The 12,822-nt window shown below is 63.5% G+C and carries 12 protein-coding genes, 1 other RNA gene and 3 pseudogenes; 8 read left to right on the top strand and 8 right to left on the bottom strand.

From position 1 onward, the window contains the following. Nucleotides 1-179 precede the first annotated feature (179 nt). A non-coding RNA gene (locus XpopCFBP1817_RS05410) (sX9 sRNA) lies at nt 180-254 on the top strand. Nucleotides 255-358: 104 nt separating this feature from the next. Here XpopCFBP1817_RS05410 and modC read toward each other — a convergent pair. The 7 genes and pseudogenes from modC to XpopCFBP1817_RS05445 form a co-directional block, all read right to left on the bottom strand. Next, the gene (gene modC / locus XpopCFBP1817_RS05415) at nt 359-973 is read right to left on the bottom strand and encodes a molybdenum ABC transporter ATP-binding protein (RefSeq protein ID WP_128416328.1); all 615 of its coding nucleotides are present in this window, start codon (nt 971-973) and stop codon (nt 359-361) included. After that, entirely contained in the window at nt 973-1,659 is a 687-nt protein-coding gene (modB, locus tag XpopCFBP1817_RS05420) for a molybdate ABC transporter permease subunit (RefSeq protein WP_208619545.1), read from the bottom strand. The genes modC and modB overlap by 1 nt, the downstream gene beginning before the upstream one ends. Before the next feature lie 16 nt (nt 1,660-1,675). Then, nucleotides 1,676-2,452 carry a molybdate ABC transporter substrate-binding protein gene (gene modA / locus XpopCFBP1817_RS05425; RefSeq protein ID WP_128416330.1) on the bottom strand — a complete coding sequence of 259 codons (777 nt, stop codon included), beginning with the start codon at nt 2,450-2,452 and terminating at the stop codon, nt 1,676-1,678. 76 nt (nt 2,453-2,528) lie between these two features. Next, nucleotides 2,529-3,353, bottom strand: a complete 825-nt coding sequence (locus tag XpopCFBP1817_RS05430) for an MBL fold metallo-hydrolase (RefSeq protein ID WP_128416331.1) — start codon at nt 3,351-3,353, stop codon at nt 2,529-2,531. A gap of 13 nt (nt 3,354-3,366) precedes the next feature. Then, complete coding sequence (locus tag XpopCFBP1817_RS05435) at nt 3,367-4,182, bottom strand: S1/P1 nuclease (RefSeq protein ID WP_128416332.1); 816 nt, start codon at nt 4,180-4,182, stop codon at nt 3,367-3,369. An 87-nt stretch (nt 4,183-4,269) separates the two neighbouring features. Continuing rightward, nucleotides 4,270-4,353, bottom strand: a pseudogene (locus tag XpopCFBP1817_RS05440) (OmpW/AlkL family protein); the annotation flags it as partial. Between the two features lie 136 nt (nt 4,354-4,489). Next, the gene (locus tag XpopCFBP1817_RS05445; RefSeq protein ID WP_128416333.1) at nt 4,490-5,113 is read right to left on the bottom strand and encodes an OmpW/AlkL family protein; all 624 of its coding nucleotides are present in this window, start codon (nt 5,111-5,113) and stop codon (nt 4,490-4,492) included. 11 nt (nt 5,114-5,124) lie between these two features. On the opposite strand from XpopCFBP1817_RS05445, the gene XpopCFBP1817_RS21535 reads away from it, so the two are divergent. After that, nucleotides 5,125-5,295 carry a hypothetical protein gene (locus tag XpopCFBP1817_RS21535; RefSeq protein WP_158251274.1) on the top strand — a complete coding sequence of 57 codons (171 nt, stop codon included), beginning with the start codon at nt 5,125-5,127 and terminating at the stop codon, nt 5,293-5,295. A 105-nt stretch (nt 5,296-5,400) separates the two neighbouring features. On the opposite strand, the gene XpopCFBP1817_RS05450 is transcribed toward XpopCFBP1817_RS21535, so the two are convergent. Beyond that, on the bottom strand, nt 5,401-5,913 hold the full coding sequence (locus XpopCFBP1817_RS05450; RefSeq protein WP_128416334.1) for an SgcJ/EcaC family oxidoreductase: 513 nt from the start codon (nt 5,911-5,913) through the stop codon (nt 5,401-5,403). A gap of 565 nt (nt 5,914-6,478) precedes the next feature. Between XpopCFBP1817_RS05450 and gap the strand changes: the two genes are divergently transcribed. The 6 genes and pseudogenes from gap (at nt 6,479) to XpopCFBP1817_RS05480 (ending at nt 12,609) form a co-directional block, all read left to right on the top strand. Continuing rightward, a complete protein-coding gene (gene gap, locus XpopCFBP1817_RS05455; RefSeq protein ID WP_128416335.1) occupies nt 6,479-7,480 on the top strand; it encodes a type I glyceraldehyde-3-phosphate dehydrogenase in 1,002 nt (333 codons plus the stop codon). 192 nt (nt 7,481-7,672) lie between these two features. Then, nucleotides 7,673-7,903, top strand: a complete 231-nt coding sequence (locus tag XpopCFBP1817_RS05460; protein ID WP_208619546.1) for a hypothetical protein — start codon at nt 7,673-7,675, stop codon at nt 7,901-7,903. Nucleotides 7,904-8,008: 105 nt separating this feature from the next. Beyond that, a pseudogene (locus XpopCFBP1817_RS05465) lies at nt 8,009-9,662 on the top strand (DUF2339 domain-containing protein). After that, nucleotides 9,659-10,475: pseudogene (locus XpopCFBP1817_RS05470) on the top strand (DUF3999 family protein). The pseudogenes XpopCFBP1817_RS05465 and XpopCFBP1817_RS05470 overlap by 4 nt, the downstream one beginning before the upstream one ends. 314 nt (nt 10,476-10,789) lie before the next feature. Then, on the top strand, nt 10,790-11,965 hold the full coding sequence (locus XpopCFBP1817_RS05475; protein WP_128416336.1) for a phosphoglycerate kinase: 1,176 nt from the start codon (nt 10,790-10,792) through the stop codon (nt 11,963-11,965). Further along, nucleotides 11,962-12,609: an HAD family hydrolase gene (locus XpopCFBP1817_RS05480; RefSeq protein WP_128416337.1), complete on the top strand. Its 648-nt coding sequence runs from the start codon at nt 11,962-11,964 to the stop codon at nt 12,607-12,609. The genes XpopCFBP1817_RS05475 and XpopCFBP1817_RS05480 overlap by 4 nt, the downstream gene beginning before the upstream one ends. Nucleotides 12,610-12,822: the final 213 nt, after the last annotated feature.

The following is a 12,822-nucleotide window of genomic DNA, read 5'->3' on the forward strand; positions in this document are numbered from 1 at the left end:
CGGAATCAGCGGCTCGATGCGCTTCCACAGCGCAATGGGAATCTCTTTGCGAGGCGTCATGTTCGCAATTTTGCCACCGGAGAGACAATATTCAAGGGGTTTTGTTAGCCGCTCTTAGAGCGGCTAACAAAACTACTGCGCTCACCGCCAGGCTGGCGCGGCCGGTGCTCGGAATCCTCATGTACCACTCGTACACTCCGGTTCCTGCGCGCCGTCCGCACCCACCTGACGACTGCTCGCTACGTTTGTTAGCTGCTCTTAGTCAGTGCACCAAACATGCAGCGCCTGCGTGCGCCAATGCCGTTCCTGGCGAGGGCCGCACCGGTCAGACATTACGTACCAGTTCTGCTGGCTCCGCTCACTCCAACACATGCACGCTATCGGCAATGCGCTGCACTTCGTCGTGATTGTGGCTGACGTACAACATCGGCAGACGGATCTCATTGCGCAAGCGTTGCAGGTAGGGAATCAATTCTTCGCGACGCGCCTGATCCAGTGCCGACAACGGCTCGTCGAACAACAGAATCGCCGGCTGCGACAACAAGGCCCGGCCGATTGCCACGCGTTGCGCTTCGCCTCCGGATAAAGTGCGCGGCCGTCGTTGCAGCAACGGCGCAATCCCCAACAATGCCACCACATCATCGAAACCGAACGGCGAGGTGCAACGTGCGTGCCGACCGTAGCGCAAGTTGCGCCGCACATCCAGATGCGGGAACAGCCGCGCATCCTGAAACACGTAGCCGATTCTGCGTTTGTGCGTGGGCAGGTTCATGCTTTGCTGGGCGTCATAGAGACACCGCCCATCGATGCGGATATGCCCGGCCTGCGGTCGCACCAGCCCGGCGATCGCGTTGAGCACCGTAGTCTTGCCCGCGCCGGAAGGGCCGACCAGGGCCACCACACGCGCATCGTCCCGAATCCGGATGTGGCATTGGAAGTTGCCGCGTTGCAATTGCAGATCAAGGTCTAGCATCAGTCCTCCTCGCGCGGATGCGGCCTGCGCACCAGCCATTCGGACAGCAGCAGCGCTGCCAGCGAAATCGCCAACGCAACGCCGGCTAGCCGCCAAACGCCCGATTCCATACCTGGCACCTGCATCAAACCGTAGATGGCTGACGACAAAGTCTGGGTTTCGCCGGGAATATTGGACACGAAGGTGATAGTCGCGCCGAACTCGCCCAAGGCCTTGGCGAAGGCCAGCACCATGCCGGCCACCAAGCCCGGCCAGGCCAGCGGCAAGGTGATGCTGCAGAACACGCGCCACGGACCTGCGCCGAGCGTGGCCGCAGCCGCTTCGAGCCGGCGATCGGTCGCTTCGATGGACAAGCGAATGGCGCGCACCATCAACGGAAACCCCATCACCGCGCACGCCAGCGCTGCGCCGGTCCAACGGAACGCGAACTGGATGCCGACGTGTTCCAGTAGCCAACGACCGACCGGCCCATGCGTGCCCAGCACCACCAGCAGCGCATAGCCGGTCACCACCGGTGGCATCACCAACGGCAGATGCAGCAATGCGTCCAACAGCGCTTTACCGGGGAAGCGCCGCCGCGCCAGCAACCAGCCGCAGGCGATACCCGGCGGCAGGCTGGCGATAGCCGCAACGATGGCGACCTTGAGACTCAAGCCGATGGCTGTCAGCTCTTGCGGGGTGAACATGGACAACTTGCGCGCCTCAATCCTTCAGCGAAAAACCGCGGCGAGTGAAGATCGCTTTGGCCGGCTTGCTGCTCAGCCATGTCATGAACGCGGCCGTGGCGGGATTGCTGCTGTTCTTCAACGCAGCGACCGGATACACGATCGCATCGTGGCTGTCTTCAGGGAACGTAGCGACCACACGCACCTTGGGGTCGGCGCGTGCGTCCGAGCCGTACACGATGCCCAGCGGCGCTTCGCCACGCGACACCAGCATCAGGGCAGTGCGCACGCTCTCCGATTCCGCAAGCCGGTTGCTCAAGCCATCCCACTGGCCAAGCTTGCGCAGCGATGCGGCGGCGTATTTGCCGGCCGGCACGCTGTTGGTCTGGCCAACCGCCAACCGGCCGCTCTCGCCAAGTGCCTTGGCAATTGCGCCAAGTTTGCGCGGGTCCACGCGCACCTTGCTGGTGGCCGGGGCGATCAGCACCAGCGTGTTGCCGAGCAGGTTGTGGCGCTGCGCCGGCAGCACCAGGCCGCGCTGCTGCAGATAATCCATCCATTCCAGATCGGCAGAGAAGAACACGTCTGCCGGTGCGCCTTGCTCGATCTGGCGTGCCAGTGCGGAGCTGGCGGCATACGACACGCGTACCGGCGTGCCGGTCGCCTTTTCGTAAGCGGCCGCGGCCTCGTCCATGGATTCCTTCAAGCTTGCTGCGGCAAACACCGTCACCGGTGCAGTCTGCGCAGTGGCCAGGACGGGCAGGGCGAGCATCAACAGGCAGAACGCGCGCTGCCAAAAACCGATCGTGCGCATGGGTAAGCTCCAGCAGGGTCAGATACCGATCATAGCGGCTGCACCCCGTGCGCCGCGTGGCGACCACACTGGAACGTTACCGATCCACTCCGCCGCATCGGCCAGCTTGGAGATTGGCCTGCAGCGCAGGCCGGATCAGCTTGGGCTCGGGCAAGGTGGCATCGCGTGCCTGCCGCTGCGCCACGAACGCCTCGATCTCGACGCCATCGCGCACATGGAGATTGCCGCGCCGCTGTTCGCCAATGCTGGTCTGATGCGCCACAGCGCGGCCGCCTGGGCCGTAGTCGTGGCAGACGAACACACGCGTGTCTTCCGGCAGCGCATACAGGCGCTGGATCGAGGCAAACAGTTGCCGCGCATCGCCACCGGGGAAATCGCAGCGCGCCGTACCCGCGTCGGGCATGAACAACGAATCGCCGGGAAACAGCGCATCGCCGATCAGATACGCAATGCTGTCGCTGGTATGCCCGTGCACTGCGATAACGCGCGCCTGGATACCGCCGAGCAGGAAACGTTCGTCGTCGGCGAACAGATGATCGAACTGCGAGCCATCGGCGCGAAAGTCCGGTGGCAACGCATAATCCGCTGCGAGTGTCTGTTGCAAATCCCGAATGCCTTCGCCGATACCGATGCGCGCCTGCGGCCAGTGCTGTTTCAGCCATTGCGCAGCAGACAGGTGATCGGCATGCGCATGGGTTTCCAGCAGCCAGTGCACCTGCCAGCCGCGTTGGGCGATGGCATCGACGATGGCCTGCGCTGCATGCGTGCGCACCTCGCCGGTGTCGGCCGCGTAATCCAGCGCCGGGTCGATCACCGCTGCAGCAGCCGACGCCGCATCGCCAACCATATAGGTGAAGGTGTTGCTGTCGGCGTGGAAGAACGCAAGGACCTCGGGCTGCATCGGCGTCTCCATATCAGGGGGCGGCCAGCGCCGCATTGAGCACGGCGGCGAGTCGGTCGCCGGCAATCCGCAATTGCGTCTCGGCAAGCGGACGGTAAGTCGCAATGTAGCTATCCGGCAACACGTGCTTGCTCGGATACACGCCCGGCGTGATGGCGATCTTGCAGGACGCCTGCGCCCATGCCGCAGCGGGCGGCGGCAGCACTGGCGAAACTGCAGTGGCAGCGGGCAACGCCAGCAGGCGCTGCCAATAGGCATCGTCGCTGAGGTGGCGGTCGTTGAGCATGCCGCTGTCCCAGAGCGAATGCAGATTGCTGCCCTTGCCATCGATCTGTAGCTGGAACGCGTTGCCGCCGTTGTCGTGAGCATAGCCGGCGTGCATGGGCTGATGGATGTCGCCAACAAAATGCACCACGAACTTCAATGCCTGGCGACGCACGTCCAACGGCTGGCTGCGATCGGCAAGCAACGCGGTTTGCTGATCCAGCGCTGCGATCACGCAATGACCATCCGGGCAGTCGCGCGCCGGCACGTAGTTGCAATCGTGTTCGCCCAGATTGACGTAATGCCAGGGCCCGGAACGCTTGCCCAGATCCGGATCGTGTTCGCGCAGATCATCGGCCCAGCTGGCGACCCCGGCCAGGCTAGGATTCGCCTCGCCTGCCAGCAATTGCGCCACCTGCGCACGCGCTTGTGGACTCAGCTCTGTCTCGGCAAGGCGCGCCACCAGACGGTGGCCTTGCGCGCCCCAGGCCAATACGGTGATGGGATGGAGTGCCGCGGCAACGGCTGTGGCAAGAACAAAATAATAAGATGGGAAGGTCTTCATCCCACAAGTGTACGCATCGCTTTGGGACGGTTTGATGGCCGCCACAATCGACGCCAGCCACGCCTCAGCGTGACGTCTGCAATGCGATCAGGAATACACCAGATACGACACGCCGTAGGTCAATGGATCGATCTTCGCCCTTCCCAGCCGCGCGCCGTTTAAATCGACATGACGGATCAGCATGCGCATGGGATCCCCGGCAGGTCGGACAGGCGGTCGGCGTGATCAACCTGTCCGCAACTCCGGCGGTGGCTTCACCTCCCTGCACGCCAAGTGTGCAAGAGATGCACCGTGCACGCCGCTAGGATCAGAACCGGTGCACGTACGCCACGCCATAGACCAGCGGGTCGATGTTGACCGTGCCGATGCGGTTGCCATTGAGGCTGGCTTCGGTATCGATATCGATCCAACGCAGGTTCACGCGCAGCGCGCCGCGGTCGCTGAGCTTGTAGTCCACGCCTGCATGCAGCGCCAGGCCCCAGGAATCGTCCAGCTCCAGTTCGCTGCCGGCCAGCGCGCCGCTTGTGTCGGTGTTGAAGAACCGCGTGTAGTTGATACCCGCGCCAACGAACGGCGAGAGCTTGCCCTGGCTGTTAAAGTGGTATTGCAGCGAAATTACCGGTGGCAGATGCTTGGTGCTGCCGACGCGGCCCATGCCGCGGAGCGCGATGTCGTGCTCGAACGGCAGCGCAGCCAGAACTTCAATGCCCAGGTTGTCGGCGATGAAGTATTCCGCGCTGAAGGTCGGCTTGATGTCCTTGCCGACGTCCGCTTCGAGCGTGCCGCCGACCAGCCGGCCGTTGTCGGATTTGGGGGCGACCTGGTGGGCGCCGACGGCAACGGTCCAGTCGCCTTTGGATTGAGCAAGTGCGGGGACGCTGGCGAAGCTGGCGGCCAGGCCGGCGAGCAGAAGGGTAGAACGCATGCGCATGGAAACTCTCGTTGTGTGCAGTCGATGGAGGACGTCTTGTAGGTTTGCCCGAGGGCTGCCTTGATCCTGATCAATTCGTCGGCGCAATGACGCTGTGGGTCATGCGCGGATGTGAGCAGGAGCTGGCACTGACAACAGCGGTGCTCGCCGTGGCGGTGATCGCACCGGCGCATCGCGTCTGAGGTGCAACGCGATGCGCCTGGCGCAAGCGGCGGCGTGGGAGGAACGCCGACGCTTGCATGCGCGATGGAGCAGGCAGCGAGCGGATGGCTGCGGGGATCGAGCACTTACTTGACCTTGGCGACCTTGGGCGCATCCACTTCCGGCATTGCCGAGCTGTGGTGGTTGATGATCAGCCACTTGTCGTCGCGCTTTTCGTACACGAAGGTGTAACGCGCTTGCACCTTGCTCTTCTTGCCGTCCTTGTCGGTCAGGGTGAAGGTGTAGACGCCGGCATCCACTGCGCTGTCTTCATCGAGCACGCGCACGGTGCGGTAGTTGACGACGCCCTGCGGCTTCTTGGTCAGGAAAATTTCGAAGTACTTTTCGATCTGCGCCCGCGAGGCGCGCACTTCGTTGGAGACGGTCGGCAACAGCACGCCGTCCGGTGCGTACAAATCGGCCACCTTGTGCGGATTGCCGGTGGCCAGCGCGGCGTTCCAGGTGTCGAACAGTGCGGCCACTTCACGCGCTTCGCCATCGGCGGGCAACGTTGCCTTTTCGGTGTAATGCATCACGCCAGCGGCCAGCGCCGGGATGGCGGCCAGAGCCAGAACCAGAGAGATAAGGGTGCGACGCATGGGAAATCTCCGTTGTGATTGATGGGTGCCTCAGCAGGCAGCGCCAGTATCGAAATTCACGGAGTGCCGAAATTCTGCTGTTCGGCATAGTCTTGAATATGCTGTTTGGCGTATTTTATTAATTTTTAAGTTGTTGAAAATTAGATAAATTAGTAGGGATTTATTGTGTGCATTGGATTGCAACTGTTGTCCAGCTGCTCGCTCATTGCGCCGAGTGCCAGGTGCGGATGCTCGATTGAGATGCGATGTGCCTGTGCCTTCTGAAGGGCAGACGCGATTGCCGAGCCCGCTGCCGGCGCAGTGCGTACAAGCGCTGGATCATCAGGTCTATCGATGCAAGTGGGGTCGTGCATCGCGCATGCGGCGAACACAGACATCCCATGCCGGCAATGCATTCACCAGCAGCGTTCGGGGGGCACTGTGATGGTGCGGCTGCACCTGTCCGCAACGTCTTTGCGCGCTGTGCCGCGCAGCGTTCAACCGCACGGCTGCGCGAGTGCGACGCTGCTAGAATGGCGGTCCCTTTCCATCCGCCGCGCTGTCGCGGCCGCAGGAGCTAGTGAACATGGCAATCAAGGTTGGCATCAACGGATTCGGGCGCATCGGCCGCAACGTGCTGCGCTCTGCGGTGCAGAACTTCGCCAATGGCATCGAGATCGTGGCCATCAATGACCTGCTCGAGCCCGACTATCTTGCCTATATGCTGCAGTACGACTCGGTGCATGGCCGCTTCAAGGCCGAGGTATCGGTCGACGGCAACACGCTGATCGTCAACGGCAACAAGATCCGCCTGACCCAGGAACGCGACCCGGCCAACCTTAAGTGGGATGCGGTCGGCGCCGATGTGGTGATCGAGTCCACCGGCCTGTTCCTCACCAAGGAAACCGCGCAGAAGCACATCGACGCGGGCGCCAAGAAGGTGATCTTGTCGGCGCCGTCCAAGGACGACACGCCGATGTTCGTGTTCGGCGTCAACGACAAGACCTACAAGGGCGAAGCGATCGTCTCCAACGCCTCGTGCACCACCAACTGCCTGGCGCCGTTGGCCAAGGTGATCAACGACAAGTGGGGCATCAAGCGCGGCCTGATGACCACTGTGCACGCAGCCACTGCAACGCAGAAGACGGTGGACGGCCCGTCGAACAAGGATTGGCGCGGTGGGCGCGGCATTCTGGAAAACATCATTCCGTCCTCCACCGGCGCTGCCAAGGCGGTGGGCGTGGTGATTCCAGAGCTCAACAAGAAGCTCACCGGCATGAGCTTCCGCGTGCCGACCTCGGACGTTTCAGTGGTCGACCTCACCGTCGAGCTGGAAAATCCGGCCAGCTACGCCGAAATCTGCGCCGAAGTGAAGGCACAGAGCGAAGGCGCCTTGAAGGGCGTGCTGGGCTACACCGAAGACAAGGTGGTGGCCACCGATTTCCGCGGCGAAACCTGTACCTCGGTGTTCGATGCCGACGCCGGCATCGCCCTGGACTCCACTTTCGTCAAGCTGGTGTCCTGGTACGACAACGAGTGGGGCTACTCCAACAAGTGCCTGGAAATGGTGCGGGTTGTCGCGAAGTAATTTCGCGCTTAGGCGATGAGTAAAAGGCCCCGGCATGCCGGGGCCTTTTTTTTGCGTGTGGGAGCGTAATGTGGACATGCGCCATCACGCCGTTGTGGCCAATACAAGATGTGGGCTTTGAGATGCTCACGTGCGCTAATTTGCTAGCACGGTGGCCGTTCCCGTGTCGTGGACGAAGGATCGGGGAACTCCATGGATCGAGAGAACATAACGATGGATAAGTTTCTGGCGGGAGCATTGGCGCTCGGTATGGTGATTGCGTTTTCGGCTCCATTGAACAGTTGGGCGGCGAAGAAGCAGCCAGGTACGCCGGCCTGGATGAATGCCGATGGTGAAGCGATCCAGTCGTTCGACGTCGAGGCCGGCGATGGCGAAACGGTCAAGGGTGTCAACGATGATGTCGGTAGATGCCGCCGCCGCTGACGCATTACCGTCGCTGCGTGCTCATATCGCAACTGGCTGCCCAGACGTGTGCTGAGTCTGTATGGTTCGCGCATTCTGCCGGATGCCGACTCAGGGCTTGGTGCGTTGGAAACGATGATCGGGTTGGTGCTGCTGTTTCTGCTTGCGGTGCCGGTGGGGTTGGCGATCGCACTGGTGTGGATTGCCGTGCTGCGGCGGCGCGTGGATGCGCTGGAGCAGCGGCTTGTGCAGTGGCAGTCCAGCGGGGCTGGAGCACGGACCGCGGATGCGGCGGCGTTGCATCAGCCAGCACCAACAAATGTGCCGGTCAAGGTCTGCATGCTGGTGTTGTTGGCCGGTGTGGCGTCGTTGTTGAAGTACGCCAGCGATCAGGGCTGGATGCGCATGCCGGTCGAACTGCGGCTGGCCGGCATCAGTGTGCTCGCATTGGCCGGTCTGGTATTCGGCTGGAAGCAACGACTGCAGCGGCAGGGGGTTGCGTTGGCCTTGTAGGGTGGCGCCATCGGCGGGTTGTTGTTGACCGTGTTCGCCGCCTTCAAGTTGTCTGGATTGCTGGGTGCCGGCCTGTCGATGGGCATCAGCTTCGCCATGTCTGTGGCCATTTCGGTGCTGCATGCGCGGCGTGGCGATGGCAGCGCGCGCAAGTTGATCGATGGCAGTTTGTTGTTCGGCACGCCGCTGGTGGCGTTCGCGCTGCAGGCGCGTCTGTATCCGCTGCTGGGCTTTGTGGCGCTCACGCTGTGGATGGCGGCCGAGGTCCATCGTCGTCGCCCCGCAACGGCGTTGGTGTGGACGGTGATGTCCGCGCTGGCTCCGGCCGTGCCGCTGGAGCTGTGGCAAAGCCATGCGCAGACCCAGCCGTTCGCACAGTGGGGCGCGTTGGCCTGGTTGGCGTTCGCCGTGGCCGGTGCACGTGCACTGTGGCGCCTGCGCATGCAGCATGACGCAGGCGCCGTGGCCGCGCAGTGCATCTGGTGGTTACTGTGGCCGTTGGTGGTGTCGTTGGGCGCGGCTTGGTTGGCCGATGCATTCATGCTCGCTAACGGCTGGCGCTGCGCATTGCTCGCCGCACCCTGGCTTGCCGTGACGGCCGTGGGTCTGCTGCGTTGGCCGTGGCTGGCGTGGCCGCAAGGAGCAAACTTCGATCCTGCGCGCAATGCTTTGCTGAGTTGCGTGTTCGCGGTACTGGGCATTGGTTGGTTGATCGTATTACTGGATCCAGTAAGCGCAGCGCCGTTGCCGTGGCTGCCCTTGCTCAACCCGACTGAGCTGGCGCAACTGGCCGTGCTTGCCCGGTGGGCATGGTCTGCGCAGGCGCCATTGGCCTTGCAACGTTGGCGTGTGACTGCGCTGGGGTGTTGGACTGGGTGTTTTGATCACCGGCAGCACCTTGCACAGCGTGCAGCACTGGGGCGGCGTGGCGTGGGATGCGTCCTTGATCAATGCAACCTCGTCGCAGACCAGCCTGACCATCGGGTGGAGCGTGCTGGGTGTGCTGGGCTGGGTGATCGGCTCGCGCCGCGGTCAGCGCGGTCAGCGCGGCCTGTGGCTGGGTGGGGCGTTGGTGATGGGCCTGGTATTGGCCAAGTTGGTCTTGGTCGATCGCCAGCATCTGGGCAACCTGCTCGGCATCGGCTCGTTCATGGCCTACGGCCTGTTGTGCACCGTGGTGGGCTATCTGCCACCGGCACCGCCGCGGCAGGCGGCTATTGAAGAGAATGCAGTCGGCGACGATGGCGTCGAAAAGGATCAGGCATGAAATCAATGCAATGGGAACGGCTGCTGCTGATGCCGTTGATAGCGCAAGCGGCCGATGTACGTCAGGACTATCGCCAGCAATGGCCGTTGCAGGTGGCTGGCTTGGGTGCCGGCATGTACCAGCTGAGCTTGAACGATGCGATCTATCGCAGTGTACATGATGCAGGGTTGCGCGATGTCACGGTGATTGATGCGCGTGGCGAGGAAGTGCCGACTGCCACTTCTGCCGGTGGATGCAGCGCCAGCCGCTGCGACCCGCCGGCAGCGCGTGCCGTTGTTTGCATTGCCGACGGGTGCGGCGCCTGCCAACGGCGATCTGTAGCTGATTGCCGCACGCGATGCCAGTGGCGCTGGAAGGCTGCTTTGCAATTGGCCTATCGCCTGGGCAATGGCGCCGCAGCTGCATCGCCGCCGCAACGGCTGTCCGCACCGGTGCGCGATCGCCAATGGCGGCTGCTCGCCGCGCAGCGGCGTAGCACCGCGGTGCCGACCCCGCGTGTGGGCTACCCGCCGGAGCGGGTGATCTTTCTGGCGCAGGGCCAGCCGCCGTATGCAGTGGTTGCGGGCAGCGCGCGCGTCACGCGGCGAAGCGCCGCTGGCCTCGATGCTGCAGGCCTTGCGCCGCGAACGCGGGGCGCAATGGCAACCGGCCCAGGCCAACATCGCTGCGCAAGCACAGCCGCTGGCCGGCGACGCGGCGTTGCAGCCGGCTACCACGCCGCGCCACTGGGAACGGTGTTTGCTATGGGGTCTGCTGGTCGGCGGTCTCGCAGTGAGTCTGTTGCGTAGTTCGGCCGCCAATCGCAACCCCTGACGACGTGCGCCGCACTGCGGTTTGCCGCTGCGGCGCGAAGGTCCGACAATGGGCGTCCCCCGTTGCCAAGGCAGCCGCATTGCCCGTCGTGTTCGACCGATCATCTCCCGCATCGCCAGCCGTATGGGCAGCGACATGCGCGACAGGCAAGCTGCGATCCCCGCGATCTGCACAAGCGCGCAACGACAGCCTGCGACGGCTGCCCCAGGGCGTCTGCCCGCGTAGCGGCCAGACGTTGGCGCTCTGCGCACTGGCTGCTTCCTCGATTCGCCATTCCCGATTCTTCATTCCCCCAGACTTAGCGAGCTGACTCCATGTCCATTGTCCGCATGACCGACCTCGATCTCTCCGGCAAGCGCGTGCTGATCCGTCAAGATCTCAACGTGCCGATCGACAACGGCCAGATCACCTCCGAACAGCGCATCACCGCCTCGGTGCCCACCATCAAGCTGGCGCTGGAAAAAGGCGCTGCAGTGATGGTTACCTCGCATCTGGGCCGCCCCAAGGAAGGCAGCTGGACCGAAGAAGATTCGCTGGCGCCGGTGGCTGCACGCCTGACCGAGCTGTTGGGCATGGACGTGCCGCTGATGCGCGATTGGGTCGACGATGTCGAGGTGGCGCCGGGCCAGGTGGTGTTGCTGGAAAATTGCCGCATGAATGTCGGCGAGGGTAAGGACGACGCAGCCTTGGCGCGCAAGTACGCCGCGCTGTGCGATGTGTTCGTCATGGACGCGTTCGGCACCGCGCATCGCGCGCAGGCCTCCACGCACGGCGTGATCCGTTTCGCCCCGGTGGCTGCAGGCGGCCCGCTGTTGATGGCCGAACTGGACGCGCTGGCCAAGGCGCTGGACAACCCGGCCAAGCCGCTGCTGGCGATTGTGGCCGGCAGCAAGGTCTCCACCAAGCTGGAGCTGCTGGCCAATCTGGTCAACAAGGTCGATCAACTGATCGTCGGCGGCGGCATCGCCAACACCTTTATCGCCGCAGCCGGGCATGACGTCGGCAAGTCCTTGAACGAGCCGGATCTGATTCCCACCGCCAACCAGATCGTCGCCGATGCCAAGCTGCGCGGTGCGGAGATCCCGCTGCCCAACGATGTGGTCGTGGCCAAGCAGTTTCTGCCCGATGCGCAAGCCACCGTGAAGTCGCTCGATGCCGTCGAGGCCGATGACCTGATTCTGGATATCGGCCCACAGACCGCCGCGCGCTATGCCGAGTTGATCGCCAGCGCCGGCACCGTGGTGTGGAACGGGCCGGTAGGCGTGTTCGAATTCGAGCCCTTCAGCCACGGCACCGAAACGCTGGCGCGTGCAATCGCCAGTTCCAATGCGTTCTCGATTGCAGGCGGTGGCGACACCCTGGCGGCCGTCGACAAGTACCACATCGCCAAGGACGTCACCTACATCTCCACCGGTGGCGGCGCGTTTCTGGAATTTCTGGAAGGCAAGACCCTGCCGGCCGTGGCCGCACTCGAGGCGCGCGGCAAGTGAGTGCAGCCACGCTGTTTTTCGATCTGGACGGCACCCTGGTCGATTCGGAGCCGGGCATCGTCGCCAGCATCGTGCATGCCTTCGACGAGGTGGGCCAGCCGCGTCCATCGGTGCAGACCCTGCGCGCGTGGATCGGCCCGCCCTTACGCGACAGTTTTGCCGAGTGCTTTCCGGATGATCCGGAACGGGTGCAGCGCGCGCTGGCGGCCTATCGCGCGCGCTACGACGCGGTGGGCTGGACCGAGCTCAGCGTGTTTGACGACATCGGCAACGTCATCACCGGCCTGCATCGCGCCGGTCACCGCCTGGCGGTAGTCACCTCGAAGAACGAGCGCTACGCGCGCCGCATCGTCGAGCATCTGCCCTTTGGTGCGTGCTTCGAAGACGTGATTGGTGCAAGCGAAGACGGCGAGCGTCGCTTCAAGCCGGACCTCATCGCCGAAGCACTGCGCCGTTTGAAGATCGAAAAAACCGGCTGCGTGATGATCGGCGACCGCCGCATGGATATCGATGGCGCCAATCACCATGGCATCCAGAGCATCGGCGTGTTGTGGGGCTTCGGTGACGAAGCTGAACTGCGCACAGCCGGGGCCGGTGCGATCGCGCACAGGCCTGCCGAGTTGCGCGCCTTGATCGATGCATGAGCAGTGACGGACAAAGCAGCTGCGCGCACCGCCAGGCGAGCGCGGCCGGCGCTCGCAAATGGGGACCAGTACGCGGATGCTGCGATCATTTTGCAGCATCCGCGCTCCGAGCACCGCCCTCTAGTTGCCGCTCCGAACCGTGAGACCTTCACCGCTGCCGGGTTAGGGTGGCAGCCCACAGCAACGTCCAACGGCGCGCCAGCCGATGCGGAA

Origin of the sequence: Xanthomonas populi, assembly GCF_002940065.1 — a bacterium.
Taxonomy (GTDB): Bacteria; Pseudomonadota; Gammaproteobacteria; order Xanthomonadales; family Xanthomonadaceae; genus Xanthomonas; species Xanthomonas populi.